The sequence below is a fragment of the Escherichia sp. F1 genome (assembly GCF_046764225.1).
Classification (GTDB): Bacteria; Pseudomonadota; Gammaproteobacteria; order Enterobacterales; family Enterobacteriaceae; genus Escherichia; species Escherichia coli.
In genome coordinates this window covers 3,428,692-3,447,400 of sequence record NZ_CP177202.1, presented here as the reverse complement: position 1 = coordinate 3,447,400, position 18,709 = coordinate 3,428,692, and the positions used below count along the sequence as shown (strand labels likewise).

Annotated in this window: 20 protein-coding genes; 6 read left to right on the top strand and 14 right to left on the bottom strand. The window is 49.3% G+C overall.

The window, feature by feature from the left end; genetic code table 11:
• Positions 1 to 368 precede the first annotated feature (368 nt).
• Positions 369 to 2,027 carry a sensor histidine kinase DpiB gene (gene dpiB, locus ACK8NJ_RS16765; protein WP_001305557.1) on the top strand — a complete coding sequence of 553 codons (1,659 nt, stop codon included), beginning with the start codon at positions 369 to 371 and terminating at the stop codon, positions 2,025 to 2,027.
• The gene (gene dpiA, locus ACK8NJ_RS16760) at positions 1,996 to 2,676 is read left to right on the top strand and encodes a two-component response regulator DpiA (RefSeq protein ID WP_000126511.1); all 681 of its coding nucleotides are present in this window, start codon (positions 1,996 to 1,998) and stop codon (positions 2,674 to 2,676) included. The genes dpiB and dpiA overlap by 32 nt, the downstream gene beginning before the upstream one ends.
• A gap of 40 nt (positions 2,677 to 2,716) precedes the next feature.
• On the opposite strand, the gene dcuC is transcribed toward dpiA, so the two are convergent.
• Positions 2,717 to 4,102 (bottom strand): anaerobic C4-dicarboxylate transporter DcuC, encoded by a 1,386-nt coding sequence (gene dcuC, locus ACK8NJ_RS16755; protein WP_000955057.1) that lies wholly within the window; start codon positions 4,100 to 4,102, stop codon positions 2,717 to 2,719.
• A 585-nt stretch (positions 4,103 to 4,687) separates the two neighbouring features.
• On the opposite strand from dcuC, the gene pagP reads away from it, so the two are divergent.
• Together pagP and cspE are read left to right on the top strand one after the other, a co-directional pair.
• Positions 4,688 to 5,248, top strand: a complete 561-nt coding sequence (pagP, locus tag ACK8NJ_RS16750; RefSeq protein WP_001314557.1) for a lipid IV(A) palmitoyltransferase PagP — start codon at positions 4,688 to 4,690, stop codon at positions 5,246 to 5,248.
• A 174-nt stretch (positions 5,249 to 5,422) separates the two neighbouring features.
• On the top strand, positions 5,423 to 5,632 hold the full coding sequence (gene cspE, locus ACK8NJ_RS16745) for a transcription antiterminator/RNA stability regulator CspE (RefSeq protein ID WP_000034825.1): 210 nt from the start codon (positions 5,423 to 5,425) through the stop codon (positions 5,630 to 5,632).
• A 53-nt stretch (positions 5,633 to 5,685) separates the two neighbouring features.
• Here the strand turns inward: cspE and crcB are convergent, their stop codons facing one another.
• Positions 5,686 to 6,069: a fluoride efflux transporter CrcB gene (gene crcB / locus ACK8NJ_RS16740; protein WP_000939738.1), complete on the bottom strand. Its 384-nt coding sequence runs from the start codon at positions 6,067 to 6,069 to the stop codon at positions 5,686 to 5,688.
• A gap of 95 nt (positions 6,070 to 6,164) precedes the next feature.
• On the opposite strand from crcB, the gene ACK8NJ_RS16735 reads away from it, so the two are divergent.
• Together ACK8NJ_RS16735 and tatE are read left to right on the top strand one after the other, a co-directional pair.
• Positions 6,165 to 6,953, top strand: a complete 789-nt coding sequence (locus ACK8NJ_RS16735; protein WP_001305561.1) for a deaminated glutathione amidase — start codon at positions 6,165 to 6,167, stop codon at positions 6,951 to 6,953.
• Between the two features lie 128 nt (positions 6,954 to 7,081).
• Positions 7,082 to 7,285 (top strand): twin-arginine translocase subunit TatE, encoded by a 204-nt coding sequence (gene tatE / locus ACK8NJ_RS16730; protein WP_000503931.1) that lies wholly within the window; start codon positions 7,082 to 7,084, stop codon positions 7,283 to 7,285.
• Between the two features lie 100 nt (positions 7,286 to 7,385).
• Here the strand turns inward: tatE and lipA are convergent, their stop codons facing one another.
• The 12 genes from lipA to nadD all read right to left on the bottom strand — a co-directional run bounded on the left by lipA (position 7,386) and on the right by nadD (position 18,709).
• On the bottom strand, positions 7,386 to 8,351 hold the full coding sequence (gene lipA / locus ACK8NJ_RS16725) for a lipoyl synthase (RefSeq protein WP_000042632.1): 966 nt from the start codon (positions 8,349 to 8,351) through the stop codon (positions 7,386 to 7,388).
• Between the two features lie 208 nt (positions 8,352 to 8,559).
• A complete protein-coding gene (locus tag ACK8NJ_RS16720) occupies positions 8,560 to 9,513 on the bottom strand; it encodes a YbeF family transcriptional regulator (RefSeq protein WP_000378058.1) in 954 nt (317 codons plus the stop codon).
• 259 nt (positions 9,514 to 9,772) lie between these two features.
• Positions 9,773 to 10,414 (bottom strand): lipoyl(octanoyl) transferase LipB, encoded by a 642-nt coding sequence (gene lipB / locus ACK8NJ_RS16715; RefSeq protein ID WP_000284027.1) that lies wholly within the window; start codon positions 10,412 to 10,414, stop codon positions 9,773 to 9,775.
• Between the two features lie 100 nt (positions 10,415 to 10,514).
• A complete protein-coding gene (ybeD, locus tag ACK8NJ_RS16710; protein ID WP_000850550.1) occupies positions 10,515 to 10,778 on the bottom strand; it encodes a DUF493 family protein YbeD in 264 nt (87 codons plus the stop codon).
• Positions 10,779 to 10,887: 109 nt separating this feature from the next.
• Positions 10,888 to 12,099 carry a D-alanyl-D-alanine carboxypeptidase DacA gene (gene dacA / locus ACK8NJ_RS16705; RefSeq protein WP_001092082.1) on the bottom strand — a complete coding sequence of 404 codons (1,212 nt, stop codon included), beginning with the start codon at positions 12,097 to 12,099 and terminating at the stop codon, positions 10,888 to 10,890.
• Between the two features lie 139 nt (positions 12,100 to 12,238).
• Positions 12,239 to 13,327, bottom strand: coding sequence for an endolytic peptidoglycan transglycosylase RlpA (gene rlpA, locus ACK8NJ_RS16700; RefSeq protein ID WP_001231428.1), 1,089 nt, complete (start codon positions 13,325 to 13,327; stop codon positions 12,239 to 12,241).
• A gap of 10 nt (positions 13,328 to 13,337) precedes the next feature.
• The gene (gene mrdB, locus ACK8NJ_RS16695) at positions 13,338 to 14,450 is read right to left on the bottom strand and encodes a peptidoglycan glycosyltransferase MrdB (protein ID WP_000131719.1); all 1,113 of its coding nucleotides are present in this window, start codon (positions 14,448 to 14,450) and stop codon (positions 13,338 to 13,340) included.
• Positions 14,451 to 14,452: 2 nt separating this feature from the next.
• A complete protein-coding gene (gene mrdA / locus ACK8NJ_RS16690; RefSeq protein WP_000776191.1) occupies positions 14,453 to 16,354 on the bottom strand; it encodes a peptidoglycan DD-transpeptidase MrdA in 1,902 nt (633 codons plus the stop codon).
• A 30-nt stretch (positions 16,355 to 16,384) separates the two neighbouring features.
• A complete protein-coding gene (rlmH, locus tag ACK8NJ_RS16685; protein WP_000776104.1) occupies positions 16,385 to 16,852 on the bottom strand; it encodes a 23S rRNA (pseudouridine(1915)-N(3))-methyltransferase RlmH in 468 nt (155 codons plus the stop codon).
• A 3-nt stretch (positions 16,853 to 16,855) separates the two neighbouring features.
• Positions 16,856 to 17,173 carry a ribosome silencing factor gene (gene rsfS, locus ACK8NJ_RS16680; RefSeq protein WP_001161664.1) on the bottom strand — a complete coding sequence of 106 codons (318 nt, stop codon included), beginning with the start codon at positions 17,171 to 17,173 and terminating at the stop codon, positions 16,856 to 16,858.
• A gap of 259 nt (positions 17,174 to 17,432) precedes the next feature.
• The gene (locus tag ACK8NJ_RS16675; RefSeq protein ID WP_001241901.1) at positions 17,433 to 18,044 is read right to left on the bottom strand and encodes an adenosylcobalamin/alpha-ribazole phosphatase; all 612 of its coding nucleotides are present in this window, start codon (positions 18,042 to 18,044) and stop codon (positions 17,433 to 17,435) included.
• A gap of 23 nt (positions 18,045 to 18,067) precedes the next feature.
• Positions 18,068 to 18,709 (bottom strand): nicotinate-nucleotide adenylyltransferase, encoded by a 642-nt coding sequence (gene nadD / locus ACK8NJ_RS16670; RefSeq protein WP_065226365.1) that lies wholly within the window; start codon positions 18,707 to 18,709, stop codon positions 18,068 to 18,070.

Genomic DNA, 18,709 nt, shown 5'->3' with positions numbered 1-18,709 from the left:
TCCTGAAGGTGCATGTTGTTATCGATTTGCAACGAATGTTGTTCGATGTTGCAAACTGATAACCTTTTATTTTCACTTGGGAGAAAGGGGGGCGATCGAGGTATATCTTTTTCTCCTTTCGCTATACATCCTAAGGAGTATTGCAGCGTGAAATTTTGATTTATTTCACATAGAGTTAGTGGTTTTTTATTTATTTAATGGTTTTAAGTTTTTTAATTAATGTAATTACGAAATGACCCGCAGGTTTAAGTGATTTAATTGATTTAATGAATAAAATTTGCCACGATTATATTTAATATCTATGTATTTTGATTCAACATTTTAATTACATCCGTCAAAGAGGCTCGGGACAACCCGCAAGGAAAACAATGTTGCAGCTTAACGAGAATAAACAGTTTGCATTTTTCCAAAGACTGGCATTTCCGCTGCGTATCTTTTTGCTGATTCTGGTGTTCTCAATATTTGTCATTGCAGCCCTGGCGCAATATTTTACGGCCAGTTTTGAGGACTATTTAACGCTTCATGTGCGCGACATGGCAATGAATCAGGCAAAAATTATTGCTTCTAATGACAGTATCATCAGCGCAGTGAAAACGCGTGACTACAAGAGGCTGGCGACCATCGCTGATAAATTACAAAGAGATACTGATTTCGATTATGTGGTGATTGGCGATCGCCACTCGATTCGTCTTTACCATCCTAATCCGGAGAAAATTGGTTATCCTATGCAGTTCACCAAACCGGGCGCGCTGGAGAAAGGGGAGAGCTACTTCATCACCGGGAAAGGGTCAATTGGCATGGCGATGCGTGCCAAAACGCCAATCTTTGATGACGATGGAAAAGTCATCGGCGTGGTGTCGATTGGCTACCTGGTGAGTAAAATCGATAGCTGGCGGGCTGAGTTTTTATTACCGATGGCTGGCGTGTTTGTCGTGCTGTTAGGGATTCTGATGTTGCTGTCGTGGTTCCTGGCCGCGCATATCCGTCGGCAGATGATGGGCATGGAGCCAAAGCAAATCGCACGCGTGGTCCGTCAGCAAGAGGCGCTGTTTAGTTCGGTTTATGAAGGGCTCATTGCGGTGGATCCGCACGGTTACATTACCGCCATCAATCGTAACGCAAGAAAGATGCTGGGGCTGAGTTCCCCCGGACGGCAATGGTTGGGTAAACCCATTGCTGAAGTGGTCAGGCCCGCCGATTTCTTTACCGAACAGATTGATGAAAAACGACAGGATGTGGTGGCGAACTTTAACGGTCTGAGCGTTATTGCCAACCGGGAAGCTATTCGTTCTGGTGATGATTTGCTGGGGGCCATTATCAGCTTTCGTAGTAAAGACGAAATATCCACCCTCAATGCGCAACTGACGCAAATTAAACAATACGTCGAGAGCCTGCGCACATTGCGACACGAGCATCTCAATTGGATGTCGACGCTCAATGGTCTGCTGCAGATGAAAGAGTATGATCGCGTGTTGGCGATGGTGCAGGGGGAGTCTCAGGCCCAGCAACAGCTTATTGATAGCCTGCGCGAGGCGTTTGCCGATCGCCAGGTGGCGGGGCTGCTTTTTGGTAAAGTGCAGCGCGCCCGCGAACTGGGGCTAAAAATGGTCATCGTCCCCGGAAGTCAGCTTTCGCAACTGCCGCCAGGACTGGACAGCACCGAGTTTGCAGCCATTGTGGGCAATTTACTTGATAACGCCTTCGAAGCCAGCCTACGTAGCGATGAAGGAAACAAGATCGTTGAATTATTCCTCAGCGATGAAGGCGATGATGTGGTGATTGAAGTCGCCGATCAGGGCTGCGGCGTTCCAGAGTCTCTACGAGACAAAATATTTGAGCAGGGTGTCAGTACGCGTGCTGACGAGCCCGGCGAACATGGCATTGGGTTGTACTTGATTGCCAGCTACGTAACGCGCTGCGGTGGTGTTATCACTCTCGAAGATAATGATCCCTGCGGTACCTTATTTTCAATCTATATTCCGAAAGTGAAACCTAATGACAGCTCCATTAACCCTATTGATCGTTGAGGACGAAACGCCGCTGGCAGAGATGCATGCGGAATATATTCGTCACATTCCCGGATTCAGTCAGATATTACTGGCGGGAAACCTGGTGCAGGCCCGAATGATGATCGAGCGTTTTAAGCCGGGGCTAATCTTGCTCGATAACTATCTTCCTGACGGTAGAGGGATTAATTTACTGCATGAACTGGTGCAGGCGCATTATCCCGGCGACGTGGTGTTTACCACTGCAGCCAGTGATATGGAAACGGTGTCTGAAGCCGTACGTTGTGGTGTATTTGATTATCTCATTAAGCCAATTGCCTATGAACGGCTGGGGCAAACGCTAACCCGTTTCCGCCAGCGTAAACATATGCTGGAAAGTATTGATAGCGCCAGCCAGAAGCAAATTGATGAGATGTTTAATGCCTATGCTCGCGGTGAACCCAAAGACGAACTGCCGACCGGCATTGACCCCTTGACGCTAAACGCAGTGCGAAAACTGTTCAAAGAGCCTGGTGTGCAACATACGGCAGAAACGGTGGCGCAGGCATTGACCATCAGCCGCACCACTGCCAGGCGTTATCTTGAATATTGCGCCAGCCGCCATCTGATTATTGCTGAAATTGTTCACGGCAAAGTTGGCAGACCGCAACGCATATACCACAGTGGGTGACATGATAAAGCCGGAGGAAACTTGCCTCCGGCATGACTATTTACTTGCCTGTGACCGCGGCTGCCGTTCCTGGCACCATCAGCTCTGTAGCAACGATAACAATCACCAGCCCAACAAGCACCGGCACCGAGGTGCGTTTTACGACTTCAAATGGTGAGATTTTCGCCATCCCGGCAACCGCAACGACTACGCCAGAAACGGGTGACAGGGTACGACCGAGGTTTGACGCCTGCAGCATTGGGATAGTCAAATACGCCGGGTTAATGCCGGAAGAGTGCGCCAGTTTCGGGATCATCTCAACAAACGCATAAAACGGCGCATTGCCTGAACCGGTCGTGACTGCCGCCAGCATTGTCAGGATCACTAATACCAGCATCAGGATGATACTCGCCGAACCAAACGAGGTGGCGATAGAAATCAGACTTTGAATAAAGCCGATGGTGCTAAGCCCCTGAGCGAATACCCCAGCGGCAACCAGCAGCATCACCACGTTAGCAAACGCATCTGCCATCCCGCGATAAGCCACTTCCAGACCAGAGAAAACTTTCTGGGTATTAAAGCTGCGGATGAACTCCAGAATGGAGGCAATCAGCATACAAATCACCAGAATAGTGATGATGTGTAATTGCGGACCCCATTTGCCGTCAAAAATCAGCACTCCGATGATCGGCGTGAACGGCAAAATGGCATAAAACGCAGGAGCAGTGGTGGTGATTTCACTGACATCTAACATTTCATGAGAGATGTGCTCTTTTTTATCCAGATAACGTTGCCAGAAGAAGTGGGCGATCGCCATGCCGATAATTGCAGCAATTGAGATAGGCAGCGTCGTTTTGAAGGCGAAGTCAATCAGCGACATTTCGGAAGCCTGCGCCGCCAGCACCACATCCCCTGAAGTCGGTGCGAGAATAATCGCCGCCGGGGAGGCACAAATAGCAGCAGCTGCACCACGGCTGATACCAACGTTTACCATCACCGGAAACAGGGTTGCCATCAGCAAAACACCCAGACCGGTCGCGGAAGAGACGGCCAGAGACATCAGACAGGCGACAAAATAGGCGGCAATCATCAGCAGGTAAGGGGAGTTAATATACTGCAATGGTTTTGACGCCAGCTTGACCACCATATCATTCGCGCCGATATGGGTCATGTAAGCGGCAAAGCCACACAGCATCATAATCATCATGCCGAGGTCGCCGCCGCGGCTCATTAGCAATATTTTAACGTATTCAACGATATCCGTGGCGCTGTAGCCTGTTGAAGCCTGGCTGGACGGTAACACTTTGTGCCCCATAATGGCACTGATAATCAGCAATAACAGGCCACCGACAAATAACACGCCAGTGGCGGAATACCCTTTAATGATGTAGCGAGCTACACCCACAATAACCACAACCCCAATAAGGAGTTCAATGAATGTCAGCATAATTTTTCCTGTCTCCAGGCCCCAAAGTAAATAATAAAAAATTCCTAAAGCTTAAGGAAAAAATATGCCCAATAAATTGGCGGTGAATGCTGATTAAAATCAAGAAAAACTGCCATTAAGACATTGAATTTGCTGTTTTTATACATAGATAACAAAACGCATATTTAGCGGTTGGCAATTATCACATAATAATGTGTGTAAATTGATGGTGGATTGATGCAAATTTGTTAATTGCAATGGTGTTAGCTGCGGCTGTGCGCTCAAAAAATAATCTAACATGAGCATAGGTTGACGATATATAATATATTCTTCGTTAAGAGATTTTTTGTATCCTATTAAAAAATAAAGTAATTTTTTCTTGGTTGTATTTTGTCATCAAAAAAGACTTGGTTTTTTTATGACTATTCCCATCGCAGAAAACGATACATCATCTTTAATCGATGCGCGGAAATATTTAACTTAAACAAGCGGAAATAAATAGAGCAGCTATTCAGATTGTTCTTTATGTTGGGGCTATTAAGGTTATGTTAATTGTAGCTTTGCTATGCTAGTAGTAGATTTTTGATAAATGTTTTATGGTCACAAATGAACGTGAGTAAATATGTCGCTATCTTTTCCTTTGTTTTTATTCAGTTAATCAGCGTTGGTAAAGTTTTTGCTAACGCAGATGAGTGGATGACAACGTTTAGAGAAAATATTGCACAAACCTGGCAACAGCCTGAACATTATGATTTATATATTCCTGCCATCACCTGGCATGCACGTTTCGCTTACGACAAAGAAAAAACCGATCGCTATAACGAGCGACCGTGGGGTGGCGGTTTTGGTCAGTCGCGATGGGATGAAAAAGGAAACTGGCATGGCCTGTATGCCATGGCATTTAAGGACTCGTGGAACAAATGGGAACCGATTGCCGGATACGGATGGGAAAGTACCTGGCGACCGCTGGCGGATGAAAATTTTCATTTAGGACTGGGATTCACCGCTGGCGTAACGGCACGCGATAACTGGAATTACATCCCTCTCCCGGTTCTACTGCCATTGGCCTCTGTGGGTTATGGCCCAGTGACTTTTCAGATGACCTACATTCCGGGTACCTATAACAATGGCAATGTGTACTTTGCCTGGATGCGCTTTCAGTTTTGAGACAAATGAAATTTTAGTAAACTCTTTAAAATCAATGGGTAAAATAATTAACATCAAAAATAACGCGACTTTTATCACTTTTTAGTAAAGTTGCACTGGACAAAGCGTACCACAATTGGTGTACTGGTAACCGACACAGCATTTGTGTCTATTTTTCATGTAAAGGTAATTTTGATGTCTAAGATTAAAGGTAACGTTAAGTGGTTTAATGAGTCCAAAGGATTCGGTTTCATTACTCCGGAAGACGGCAGCAAAGACGTGTTCGTACACTTCTCTGCAATCCAGACTAATGGTTTTAAAACTCTTGCTGAAGGTCAGCGCGTAGAGTTCGAAATCACTAACGGTGCCAAAGGCCCTTCTGCTGCAAACGTAATCGCTCTGTAAGATACGTCAGCAAGAATTCAAAACCCGCTTAATCAGCGGGTTTTTTTTGGTCTTTAGTGTGCGGTTGAGGCGGAAAACAGCCAGAAAGCCAGTGCGGTCATGGCAAAAGACCCCAAAAGGTTGACGAAAACGTTCAGTAACGCCCAGCCAAAGCGGCCCTCTTGTAACAAAAACACCACTTCTGCCGAAAATGTTGAGAAGGTTGTTAGACCGCCACAAAATCCGGTGGTGATTAATACTTTCCACACTGGATCAATGTTCGTCATCCTGCTAAACCAGGCGAATCCCATTCCTATGATGAATGCCCCAATCAGGTTTGCAGCCAGCGTCCCCAACGGAATCGCTTGATGCAGCGGGTTAAATCGCATACTTAACAGCCATCTCGCCACGCTTCCCGTACCACCGCCAATAAAAACTGCTAAAAGAAGTTGTAACACTGCAAAATCCTGCTATTTGATTTGTATGAGTGATAAGTGTAACGCCGAATAATCGCCGTTGGCGAATTTTACGACTCTGACAGGAGGAGGTGGCAATGCTGGTTGCCGCAGGACAGTTTGCTGTTACATCTGTGTGGGAAAAGAACGCTGAGATTTGTGCCTCGTTGATGGCGCAGGCGGCGGAAAACGACGTATCGCTGTTTGTCCTGCCGGAAGCATTGCTGGCGCGTGATGATCATGATGCAGATCTATCGGTTAAATCAGCACAGCTGCTGGAAGGCGAATTCCTCGGACGTTTACGGCGAGAAAGTAAACGTAACATGATGACGACAATTCTGACGATTCATGTTCCTTCAACGCCGGGGCGCGCATGGAATATGCTGGTGGCGCTACAGGCAGGAAACATCGTCGCCCGTTATGCCAAACTGCATCTCTATGATGCATTTGCCATTCAGGAATCACGCCATGTTGATGCTGGTAATGAAATAGCTCCGTTACTGGAGGTGGAAGGGATGAAGGTCGGTCTGATGACCTGTTATGACTTACGCTTTCCAGAGCTGGCGCTGGCACAGGCATTACAGGGAGCTGAAATCCTGGTACTTCCTGCTGCCTGGGTTCGTGGGCCGCTCAAAGAGCATCACTGGTCAACGTTGCTTGCCGCTCGTGCGCTGGATACCACCTGTTATATGGTGGCGGCGGGGGAGTGCGGGAACAAAAATATCGGGCAAAGCCGGATTATAGATCCCTTTGGCGTCACCATTGCGGCAGCGTCAGAAATGCCTGCACTCATTATGGCGGAAGTGACGCCCGAACGTGTGCGTCAGGTGCGCGCGCAACTGCCCGTCTTAAACAACCGTCGCTTTGCGCCGCCGCAATTATTATGATGTTTTTTTACTCGGCGCTTGATTCACCTTGTTACAGATTGCTATTGTGTGCGCGCGTCGAATGACCGTTAATATTCTCTGGTTTTTAAGGCGCGTTCTGTTGCCGGTTATATGTCAAGAAGGTATCTATGGGTGAGATTAGTATTACCAAACTGCTGGTAGTTGCGGCGCTGGTCGTTCTGCTGTTTGGGACTAAGAAGTTACGTACGCTGGGCGGAGACCTTGGAGCGGCCATTAAAGGGTTCAAGAAGGCGATGAATGATGACGATGCTGCGGCGAAAAAAGGCGCAGACGTTGATCTTCAGGCTGAAAAGCTCTCTCATAAAGAGTGACGTGGCGAGCAGGACGCTCCCTCAATATCTTGTTCGATACAAAAAACCCGCTTCAAAAAGCGGGTTTTTTATCAGACAGATGTAAGTAATTATTACAGGATTACTTAACTTCCATCCCTTTCGCCTGCAAATCGGCGTGGTAAGACGAGCGGACAAACGGACCGCATGCAGCATGGGTAAAGCCCATCGCCAGCGCTTCGGCTTTCATTTCGTCGAACTCATCCGGGCTAACGTAACGTTGAACCGGCAGGTGATGGCGGCTTGGCTGCAAATATTGCCCCAGCGTTAGCATCGTCACACCATGACGGCGCAGGTCGCGCATTACCTCAATAATTTCTTCATTGGTTTCACCCAGACCCACCATCAGACCAGACTTGGTCGGGATTTCCGGATGCGCTTCTTTAAAGCGTTCCAGCAGCTTCAGCGACCAGTTGTAATCTGCACCAGGCCGTACCTGACGGTAAATACGCGGTACGTTTTCCAGGTTATGGTTGAACACATCTGGTGGTGTGGCGGTCAGAATATCCAGAGCACGATCCATACGACCGCGGAAATCCGGCACCAGAGTTTCAATTTTGATTTGCGGGCTTTTTTCCCGAATGGCAGTAATGCAATCCGCAAAGTGTTGGGCACCGCCATCGCGTAGGTCATCACGGTCAACGGAGGTGATAACCACATAACGCAGCGCCATATCGGCAATGGTCTGCGCCAGTTTCACTGGTTCATTGGCATCCGGAGCTACCGGGCGACCGTGGGCAACGTCACAGAACGGACAACGGCGGGTACAAATAGCGCCGAGGATCATAAACGTTGCTGTGCCGTGGTTGAAGCATTCCGCCAGGTTAGGGCAGGAGGCTTCCTCGCAGACAGAATGCAGGCCATTTTTGCGCATTGCGGCTTTGATGCCCTGGATACGTGTAGAGTCCGCTGGAAGCTTGATTTTCATCCATTCCGGCTTGCGCAGCAGGGCTTCGCGCTCTGTTGCCACGTTTTTAACCGGGATAAGGGCCATCTTATCGGCATCGCGGTATTTAACACCGCGTTCCATCACAATGGGTTTACTCATAGCGTGCGTGTTCCAGTTGCGAATTACGAAGGAAAGCGTTTCAATTCAATAGATTGTTGTAATTATCAACTATTTTTGAATTAACGACTGGCAGTATATCATTGAAACGGACCTGAAAGCAGCCAAAGCGGTCGCGAAAATGTAAAATTGTTGTTGGATTGTGCCATTTTTTCGTTCTTCGCTGTGATCTGGCTGTAACAATACTTTTTCAAAATGCATTACGGATAACATCTATTACCCCGTGCAGGATGGGATCACGCAGGCTGAATTTGTTGTAGTGGATAGAGAAATCTATTTGCTCCTCATTTAAGGACGGAAAAGGCAGTTTTTCCAGCGGCCAGCAACGGCTAAACAGGTTATAAAAACGGCTGGGAATAATCGCTAACATGTCACTGTTGGCAACCAGTGCAGCGATTGTCAAAATGTTGTAGCTGGTGAAACTGATTTGCCGGTCCGGAAACATCTCTTGAACTCTCTGCCGCAGACCGCTGAAATTTTGCCCTTCCGGTAACAGGAGTATATGCGCAGCGTTGTCGATAGTCTCCCTGTCATCTTCTAAAGAGAGTAGTGGATTTCCCTCGCGGCAAATTAACACCATATTGTCGGTGAACAGAACATGATGTTGCACCGTACGATTGGTGCAAAACATGTTATCGATGATGAGATCGGTTTGAAACTGACTGAGTTGGTTTTCCGCGTCGCTGATGGGGGGGTTGCGCAGTAAAAGCTGCGGATAGTGAGATTTAATCGCCCGATAGATGACAGGAAGGACCAGGGCTCCGACCGAGGGGGTGGTCGCAATAGTTATCGTTCGTTGCTTATCATAGCTTCCTTCGATATCCAGCGCGCCAAGAATGGACTCAAGGCCCTGACTGATATACTCATGTAGATGCATCGCAAATGCGGTAGGAGTGACACCCTGGCCTTTGCGAATAAACAATGGGTCAGGGAATATAACGCGCAGTTTCTGAATAGACTGACTGATTGCCGAGGGTGTCAGATTAAGCACTTTCGCTGCATTAACGATCCCTTTATGTACATATACAGCTTCAAAAATAGTCAGAAGGTTAAGATCAATATTTCGTAAGGTTGTAAATATTTGTGGTTTACCTTCTGACGACTTTCTGCTTAAACAGGTTTCAATTTGATTATTACTATCCACGCACTTACTCCAATTTTATTCATGGAAAAATAATATTTAAAAAAATTACAATAATCTTATGTCTAATTGGAACGGAACGCTTTTGCTCACCATAATCAACTATTTCAATAAGTTAATCAATGGGGTGAGTTACGGAGCAAGGCGTAGCATCGCATTTCTGCAAGTGATAAAGAAAATATACAAACGCGAAGGAGATGTAAAGCATTAGCAGGTATTATGAGTAATGACCCAGTGTAAATTGGGCCATTGATGTATGGAATTAAGCGGTAATATATTCGAAGTCAGGATTGTTTAGTAGCGCTAAAATATTTTCCAGTAAACGTGGTGCAATATTATTAGTCGTCGCTTCGGGTTTCCATTGTGATATTTTAGCCATTTCCATTCCGGCATACCCACAAGGATTAATACGTAAAAATGGTGAAAGATCCATATTGACGTTTAATGCCAGACCGTGGAATGAACAACCGCGTCGAATACGTAAACCCAGTGAGCAAATTTTCTTTTCCCCGACATAGACACCAGGCGCGTCAGCCCGAGGATGCGCTTCTATACCCAGTTCAGCCAGGGTATTCACCACTGTTTGCTCAAGCAAGGTCACCAGTTCACGCACACCGAGTTTACGGCGTTTCAGGTTAAGCAACACATACATCACCTGTTGCCCCGGCCCGTGATAAGTCACCTGCCCACCGCGATCGCTCTGAATCACCGGAATATCACCCGGCATTAAAATGTGCTCCGCCTTTCCTGCCTGCCCTTGGGTGAATACCGGATAGTGCTCGACCAGCCAGATTTCATCAAGGGTACTATCATCGCGGGTATCGGTGAATTCATGCATAGCCTGGGAGATTGGCTCGTAAGGCTGAAGACCGAGCTGGCGGACAAGAATTTTATCCTGATACAAAACGGCATCTCCGTGGAGAATGAGTAAAAGTGGGGGAAAAGTATATCACAGCGAGGAGAGGGGAGTTACCCGACCAGGAGCCGGGTAACGGAGAAGCGAGTTACAGAACCATGCGGACAATATCGATTTTGCCCAGTTCTTCATACAGTGTTTCAACCTGCTCGATATGAGTAGCGTTGATAGTGATAGATACCGAGTGGTAGTTGCCTTTGCTGCTTGGTTTTACCGTTGGGGTGTAGTCACCTGGCGCATGGCGCTGTACCACTTCAACCACCTGATCAACCAGCTCAGGTAACGCCTGCCCCATAACTTTGTAAGTAAAAGGAGTAGGGAATTCAAGCAGTTCGTTAAGTTTGGTTTTCATGTCAGCTCCGGCGTAACGTAATTAAATAGCAACTCCCGCCAGAAGGCGGGAGTTTTTTACTGATGCTTAGTATATGGGGACGGAAATTACACTTTCAAGTGTTCGATTTTTAACCAAACCAGTGATGGAACATTAATTTAATGTAATCAATGATTTTGCCGAAGAAGTTGCCTTCCGGGATTTCTTGCAGCACAACCAGCGGGCGTTGTTCGATCGTTTTGCCATCAAGCTGGAAGTTGATAGTACCGACGACCTGATTCTTTTGCAGCGGCGCATGCAATTCACTGCTGTTCAGCACATAGCTGGCTTTCAGATCTTTCATGCGGCCACGCGGAATGGTCAGATACACGTCTTTATCAACACCTAACGAAGCGCGATCAGAATCACCAAACCAAACCGGTTCAGAGGCGAACTCTTTACCTACTTTCAGTGGGTTAACGGTTTCGAAGAAACGGAAGCCCCAGGTCAGCAGTTTTTTACTTTCGGCTTCACGGCCTTTAAAAGTACGTCCGCCCATCACCGCAGAGATCAAGCGCATCTGGCCTTCAGTCGCAGAAGCAACAAGGTTGTAACCTGCTTTGTCAGTGTGTCCGGTTTTGATGCCGTCGACATTCAGGCTGTTATCCCATAACAGACCGTTACGGTTCAGCTGGCGAATACCGTTAAACGTAAATTCTTTTTCTTTATAGATCGAGTATTCATTCGGTACGTCACGGATCAACGCCTGGCCGATCAGCGCCATATCTCGCGCGGAGCTGTACTGACCATCAGCATCCAGACCATGTACCGTCTGGAAGTGGGTATTTTTCAGGCCCAGGGCGTTAACGTAGCTGTTCATCAAGCCAACAAAAGCGTCCTGGCTACCAGCGGCAAAATCGGCCATGGCGACACAAGCATCGTTACCCGATTGCAGGTTAATACCGCGGATCAGCTGAGAAACCGGAACCTGCATGCCCGGTTTGAGAAACATCAGTGAAGAACCTTTAAACACCGGGTTACCGGTGGCCCATGCGTCGTTGCCGATAGTGACTAAATCAGTTTCTTTAAATTTACCGGCTTTCATTGCCTGGCCGATAACGTAACTGGTCATCATTTTGGTCAGGCTGGCAGGATCGCGGCGGACATCTGCGTTCTGTTCGGCGAGCACTTTGCCGGAGTTATAGTCAATCAGGATGTAGGACTCCGCATCGATCTGCGGTACACCCGGGATCATTGTTTTGATATTCAGGTCATCGGCATGTGCAGCAGAGATAAAGGCTGTGCAAAGAGCCGTGGTGAGCGCCAGGCGCTTCATGATACGAGCGGAAAAAATGGTATTCATGGTCTGAACTACGACATCCGTGATGGAATTAAAAAAAGTGCCCTACTATAGCAAATGCACTACCGGCAGGCATCTGACTTTCCGCGTGACTTTGTTAACGTCATTTACAGAAATTGACACATCAGATGCCTGCTTTACGCTACTGCGCGGTGGTAATAAATGACTGTAATTGGGCTTCGGTTTGCAAACGTTGCTGCAAGGTACTGGCTTCGGCTTTGCTGGCGAATGGGCCAAGCTGGATCCGCCAGACCGCGCCATTTTGAGTTACGCGACCGGGGACGCCGAACTTCTGTCCCAGTTGCTGTTGGTACTGTTGCGCACGAGCCTGATCGCTAACGGCCCCGACTTGCACCATAAAGTTGCCGCTGGCGCTTTGCGAGGCGGCTTGCGGTGTCACCATTGCAGGCGAGGTTGCAGGCGTTGTCGACGGAGCTGTAACAACGGGCTGTGGTGCAGGCGTTGGTTCGCTGCCTTCCAGAACACCAGGCGCTAAGGTCGTTGGTGCGCCGAGGAAACCGCTGCTGGTTACCGGCGCGCCAGTCGGATCTTCGCTTTTTAGCGTCGAATTACTGACCGGAAGAATGTCACCCTGCGGGCCAGACACTGAACTTGTTCCCGCGCCACCACTTAAATCGGGAGGTGCAGGCAGGGCGTAAGTCTGTTTGGCGACTGTGGTACAAGCCATACCAGGACCAGAAAGCGAACCATCCTGGGCGACAATAATCGGATCGATACGAACTTTGGTGTTGTTTGACGTGTTAAGACGGTCAGCTGCCGCGCGAGAAAGCGAAATAACGCGGTCGTTGCCGTAAGGACCGCGATCATTAATGCGCACCACGATCATTCGCCCGTTAGCCAGGTTAGTGATTCTGGCGTAGCTGGGGATCGGAAGCGTTGGATGGGCCGCCGTCAACTGTGTCGGATCGAAAGCTTCGCCAGAGGCCGTCAGGTTACTGCCGGGTTCGGCATCATAGATTGCCGCCAGTCCCGCCTGGCTAAATCGAGACGGATCCTGCACGATTTTGTAGCTTTTACCGTCGCGCTGGTAATCCTGATTTGCCGTCGCGTTCAGTGGTTCGAAACGCGGGTCCGCCCCGCTAATTTCAACTATGGGGCCGTTACATACCGCAGGCTGCGGTACACTTACCGTCTGTTGCTGACCATCATCGCTTGTACATGCCGCGAGCATTCCTGCCGCGATGCAGATCCCGAGCCACTGCTTACGCATTGCGCACCTCTTACACGCTTTTCGACAACATTTTCCTGTGGGTGTGGATTGACATTACAATCCCGAACCCAGCCATCAGCACAATTAGCGCCGATCCTCCATAACTGACCAGTGGGAGCGGAACCCCTACAACCGGCAGAATACCGCTTACCATACCAATATTTACGAAGACATAAACGAATAATATCAGCATTAAGCCGCCAGCCATGACGCGACCAAAGGTGGTTTGCGCTCTGGCGGCTATCCACAGCCCGCGCATGATTAGCAGAATGTAAAGAGCGAGCAGAATCAAAATGCCCACTAATCCCAGCTCTTCCGCCAGTACCGCGAAGATAAAGTCGGTATGGCGTTCGGGGAGAAATTCAAGCTGTGACTGAGTACCGTGCAGCCAGCCTTTGCCGCGTAATCCGCCGGAGCCAATAGCAATTTTAGACTGAATAATATGATAGCCCGCGCCGAGTGGGTCTGATTCCGGGTCCAGGAGCATCATTACGCGCTGGCGCTGGTAATCATGCATCAGGAAGAACCACAGAATAGGAATGAACGCCGCCACCAGCACTACTGCGACGCCAATCAGACGCCAGCTAAGGCCAGAGAGGAACAGTACAAACAGACCGGAAAGCGCAACGAGGATTGATGTTCCCAGGTCAGGCTGTGCAGCCACCAGCAGCGTGGGCATAAATATCAGCACCAGCGCGATGCCAGTGTTCTTCAACGATGGCGGGCAAACGTCGCGGTTGATAAAGCGCGCAACCATCAGTGGCACGGCTATTTTGGCAATTTCCGACGGCTGAAAACGAACAATACCGAGGTCCAGCCAGCGTTGAGCGCCTTTAGAGATGGCACCAAAAGCATCTACCGCCACCAGCAAAATAATACAGATGATATAGAGATAGGGGGCCCAGCCTTCATAAACGCGTGGAGGAATTTGCGCCATCACCACCATGATGACCAGGCCCATCGCGATTTGGCCTATTTTACGCTCCATCATGCCAATATCCTGACCGCTGGCGCTCCAGATAACCAGGGCGCTGTAAACCAGCAATGCCAGTAAGATCAGCAGCATTGTGGGATCGAGATGGACTTTATCCCAGAATGTTTTTTTATTCGGATTATCCGTCATGATTAATGGTCCTCCGCTGCGGCAACCGCTGGATTTTCCGCAGGCAGATCGGTGTTGTTATCACCCAGCATAATGTGGTCGAGGATCTGGCGCATCAGCGTACCAACCGCCGGACCCGCGCCGCCGTTCTCCAGAATCATGGCGACAGCCACTTGCGGATTGTTGTATGGCGCAAAGGCGGTCATCAGTTTGTGGTCACGTAAACGCTCGGCAATTTTGTGCGCATTATAGGTTTCGTTCGCTTTCAGACCGAAGACCTGAGCTGTACCAGATTTCGCCGCAATTTTGTACGGTGCGCTGGCAAAGTATTTATGCGCCGTACCGTTAGGGCGGTTAGCAACACCGTACATACCGTCTTTTGCCAGCTCCCAGTAACCGGAATGAATATCGCCGACGGGCGGTTCATGCGGTTGTACCCATGGCACCTGTTTGCCGTCTTCGGCGGTGCTCATCAGCAAATGCGGAACCTTCACGATACCGTCATTAATCAGGATCATCAGTGCCTTACTCATCTGGATTGGGGTCGCTGTCCAGTAACCCTGACCGATACCAACCGGAATGGTGTCACCCTGATACCACGGTTTTTTAAAGCGTTTCTGTTTCCATTCGCGGGTAGGCATGTTGCCGGAACGTTCTTCCGCCAGGTCGATACCGGTGTAATGACCATAACCGAATTTACCCATCCATTCGGAGAGGCGATCGATTCCCATATCGTAGGCCACCTGATAGAAGAAGGTATCCGCAGATTCTTCCAGCGATCTTGTGACATTCAGACGCCCGTGGCCCCATTTTTTCCAGTCACGATAACGTTTTTCCGAACCTGGCAGTTGCCACCAGCCTGGGTCAAACAGCGTCGTATTGCGCGTGATCACTCCGGCGCTCAATGCCGAAACCGCCACATAGGGTTTAACTGTAGACGCGGGAGGATAAACCCCCTGTGTGGCGCGGTTCACCAGCGGTGTATTCGGGTCGTTCAGCAAGGCGGAATAATCTTTGCTGGAGATACCGTCAACAAACAGGTTTGGGTCATAACTAGGCGTGGAAACCAGCGCCAGCACCCCACCTGTACGCGGATCGGTGACTACCACAGCTGCGCGGCTACCCGCCAGCAGCGTTTCAATATATTGCTGGAGTTTGAGATCCAGCGTCAGGTAAATATCGTGTCCGGCTTGCGGTGGCACTTCTTTTAACTGGCGGATAACACGCCCACGGTTGTTAACTTCAACCTCTTCATAACCAGTCTGACCGTGCAGCACATCTTCATAGTAACGCTCAATGCCCAGCTTACCGATATCATGCGTTGCCGCATAGTTGGCCAGTTTGCCGTCATTATTCAGGCGTTCGACGTCTTTATCGTTGATTTTCGACACATAGCCGATGACGTGGGTCAACGCCGAACCGTAAGGATAGTAACGACGTTTATAGCCTTTAACTTCAACACCCGGAAAACGGTACTGATTGACGGCAAAGCGAGCTACTTGTACTTCGGTCAGGTTAGTTTTCACCGGAATGGAGGTGAAACGGTGTGAACGTGCGCGCTCTTTTCGGAATGCAGCAATATCGTCATCGGTCAGATCAACCACGCTGCGCAAAGCGTCCAGCGTTTGCTGCACGTTATCGACTTTCTCCGGCATCATCTCTATCTGGTAGATAGTGCGGTTAAGTGCCAGAGGGATACCGTTACGGTCGTAGATAATGCCGCGGCTGGGCGCGATAGGCACCAGCTTAATGCGGTTTTCATTAGAGCGGGTCTGGTAATCGGTAAAGCGAACAATTTGCAGATTATACAGGTTGGCGATAAGCACGCCGGTCAGCAGCAAAATCCCCAAAAAGGCGACCAGCGCCCGGCGCACAAACAGCGCGGACTCTGCCGTATAGTCGCGAAAAGAGTTCTGTAGTTTCATCCGCTGCGTTTTCTACTCAAAGCTCCCTTATCACTCACGGTGATAAGGATGGTTGGTGGTGATGCTCCACGCCCGGTACAGACTCTCTGCGACCAGCACGCGAACCAACGGATGGGGGAGGGTAAGCGCCGACAGCGACCAGCTCTGCTCCGCCGCCGCTTTACAGGCAGGCGACAACCCTTCAGGCCCGCCAATCAGTAGACTGACGTCGCGACCATCCAGCTTCCAGCGTTCCAGCTCAGCGGCTAACTGCGGCGTATCCCAGGGCTTGCCTGGAATATCGAGGGTGACAATGCGGTTTTTGCCTGCGGCCGCCAACATCTGCTCACCCTCTTTGTCGAGTATGCGCTTGATGTCCGCATTCTTGCCGCGTTTTCCGGCCGGAATTTCAATCAGCTCGAAGGGCATATCTTTCGGAAAACGACGCAGGTACTCGGTAAAACCGGTTTGTACCCAGTCCGGCATTTTCGTTCCCACGGCGACAAGTTGCAGCTTCACGCATTAACTCCAGAGTTTTTCCAGTTCATACAGGCGACGGCTCTCTTCCTGCATGACATGGACAATCACATCGCCCAAATCCACGACAATCCAGTCGGCGCTGTTTTCACCTTCTACGCCGAGCGGTAACAGGCCCGCTGCGCGAGACTCCTGCACAACGTGGTCAGCAATGGACATAACATGACGGCTGGACGTACCCGTACAGATGATCATGCAGTCGGTGATGCTGGATTTGCCCTGAACGTCTAAGGCGATGATGTCCTGACCTTTGAGGTCATCAATTTTGTCGATAACAAAATCCTGGAGTGCTTTACCCTGCAAGTTTTCCCCCTGGGTGAATCAAATAGATAAAAATGGTCTGTCAGTATACCTGAACCAGAGGCGATTTCGGGACAATTGTCGCCGAATCGGCTTTCGAAAGTGGGCTATCATCCCACCCCGCGCCGCAGATTGCATCGCCATTTTTGTAAAACAATTTCTACAAAGTCGTGTCTGGCGAAAAAAGTCTGGCTGCGGAGAATATCAGCCTGCCCGGGGCTGTCAATGGTCGTTGCGGCTTACCCGTAAAAAAACAGAAAAGTCATGCATTCTCGACCCCGATGGCACGGCTATTGAGGACGCGTAGCGTCGCGAATTTTTGGTTGATATCAATGGCGCTCCAACACCCCTGGTCAACGCGAAAATGCCACATAGCTTCGGCAGGCATACCAATTAAACGGGCGATTAACAGACTCAGTACACCCTGATGGCTGACGACTAAAATATTCTGATAGTGCTGAAATTCACTAAGCCTTGCGATAAACCGTTCCACACGTTGTGAAAATGCCTGAAATCCTTCACCGTTCGTGGGGATAGCATGCTGCCAGTCATTGCACCACGCGCTATAGTTTTCGGCATCTTCTTGCATGAGGTCGCGATGATGTCGCATCTCCCAGTCGCCAAAAAACATTTCGTTGAGTTCAGGGATGATTTGCACGGGGAGCTGGCGATCACTGAGAACCCGTCGCGCGGTATGCTGTGCCCGTTCCAGTTCACTGCATAAAACCAGGTCAAAGGAAACACCATGTAGCAGCGTATGCAGATTCTGCGCTTGCTCAATACCGCGCGCGGTCAGGGGAGTGGGCGCATGACCGCTGTACAGACCATCGACATTCGCTTGCGTTTCGCCATGACGAATTAACCACAGTCGCATCATGCCCTCCGTAACGACAGGTATCAGCGATACAAGCCTTGTTGGTTAATGTAAGTCAGTACCGGTTCCGGCAATAAATCCTCACACGATTCACCGTTTTGCAAACGTTCGCGGATGATGGTCGCCGAGATGTTAAACCACGGCGTTTCAGCCAGATAAATTTTACCGGCAGGCTGAAGGTGAAGATCTTCCGGGTTATGTGTCAAATGATCTTCCAGCCATTGCTGGTATTGCGTTTGCGCCATTTCAAGTGGGTAACCTGGACGCCGACAGACGATCAAATGTGCATTGTCGAGTATCGTTTCGTATTCGTACCAGGTCGGAAAGGTCAGCAATGAATCCTGACCAATAATAAACGCCAGCGGCACGTCCGGTCCTTGTTCCTGCCGCCACTCTTTCAGTGTTTGCGCAGTGTAAGAGGGGGCATTGCGCTTTAGCTCACGTTCATCAAGAGTAAATAATGGCTTGTCGGCAATCGCCAGTTCAAGCATGTGTTTACGCTGCACGCTGTTCGCTTCCGGCTGGGGACGATGCGGAGGAACATTATTAGGGATGATTGTGACCCGCGTCAGACCAATCAAATTCGCCAGCGTTTCCACGGGTTTAAGATGACCATAGTGCACCGGATCAAAGGTGCCACCAAACAGAGCCTGTAAAGATTTCAT